The organism is Paraburkholderia diazotrophica (assembly GCF_038900755.1).
Lineage (GTDB): Bacteria > Pseudomonadota > Gammaproteobacteria > Burkholderiales > Burkholderiaceae > Paraburkholderia > Paraburkholderia diazotrophica_A.
Genome location: NZ_JBBPEN010000060.1, coordinates 1 through 1300, shown reverse-complemented (window position 1 = coordinate 1300; position 1300 = coordinate 1). Strand labels below are relative to the sequence as shown.

Here is a 1300-nt window from a genome sequence, read left to right as displayed (position 1 = left end):
CCTGCGTCACTGACGCATCGACCCGCCGGATTCCGGCAACAAGTCTGCCCTGGGGGACGTCCTCCCTTTACGGGCGACACCGGGGTACTACATTCTGAGGCCCCCATGACTCAACAGAACGCTTCCGAACGAGATCGCGTTTCGATCGCGCAGGTCGAAGCCGCGATCAATGTATGGCGCAACCGCAATCCGTCCATGTTTGACTCGGATGTGCTGGTGCTGTGTGCCGAAGCACGTTGTCTCGCCGACCTGTACGGCGAGCTGATTTTCACGGGCGAGGCCTCGGTGTCGCGCGGATCGCTCACGCAGGCGCAACTGGCTGCATTGGCCGGCGCGCTCGCGTAATACCCAACCGATTTTCAAGCGTCAACCGACGCATTCGACCGGCCGCGAAAGCGGCGCACTCAACTCGCCCCTTCGGGACCACGTCCCCTGGGGCGTCGTTTCGTGGGGCATTTCCTTTTCAGGTACCCCATGAAAGTCAATCCCCAGCAACTCTTTGCACTGCTCTCTGCATACATTCCGAAGCGTCTCCCGGTGCTCATCACCGGGCCAGCGGGTGTCGGCAAGAGCGATATCGTCGATCAGGTTGCCAAGGCAACCGGTCACGATCTGCTCATCAGCCACCCCGTCGTCGAAGATCCGACAGACTCCAAGGGTCTGCCGTTTCCCAAGGGCGACATTGCCCGCTTTCTCCCGTTCGGCGATCTTGAACGCGCGTTGCGGGCGACTACGCCATTGCTCTGGTTCCTCGACGATCTCGGGCAGGCCTCGCCAGCGGTGCAGGCAGCGAAGATGCAGCTGCTGCTCGCTCGTCGTATTGGCGAGCACGTATTGCCCGACTGCGTCACGTTCGTCGCCGCTACCAACCGGCGCGGCGACAACGCTGGTGTGTCGGGCATTCTCGACCCCGTCATCTCGCGTTTTGCGACGGTAGTGGAGCTGGAACCGACTATCGTTGACTGGACCGCATGGGCAGTGCGCAACAACGTACCTGTGGAACTGATCGCGTTCCTGCGCTTCCGGCCTGACCTGCTGTACGTGCAGAAAAAGTCGCGCGACATCGAAAACTCGGCAAGTCCCCGCACCTGGGGATTCGTCGCGAAGACGATGGGCGTCGTGCCGAAAGAGCTTGAATTGATCTCATATGCTGGATCGGTCGGCGAAGCGGCAGCGGGCGAACTGATGAGCTTTCTCGCAATCTACCGCGAGCTGCCATCACCCGACGCCATCCTGCTCGCGCCGGATAGTGCGCCGATTCCCGAAACGCCCGCCGCGCTCTATGCGGTTAGCACGGCAC

At 61.7% G+C, this 1300-nt stretch carries 2 protein-coding genes; both read left to right on the top strand.

Annotated features, from left to right (window positions below; translation table 11 throughout):
• The first annotated feature begins 105 nt into the window (after positions 1-105).
• A complete protein-coding gene (locus AABE10_RS36190) occupies positions 106-345 on the top strand; it encodes a DUF3717 domain-containing protein (protein ID WP_342937838.1) in 240 nt (79 codons plus the stop codon).
• A 129-nt stretch (positions 346-474) separates the two neighbouring features.
• Positions 475-1300 (top strand): ATP-binding protein (locus AABE10_RS36185; RefSeq protein ID WP_342937837.1); only part of this gene is annotated, 826 nt, incomplete at its 3' end.

Coding starts and splice junctions, on each gene's coding strand:
- AABE10_RS36190 (WP_342937838.1), top strand. CDS start 106: ATGACTCAACAGAACGCTTCCGAACGAGATCGCGTTTCGATCGCGCAG.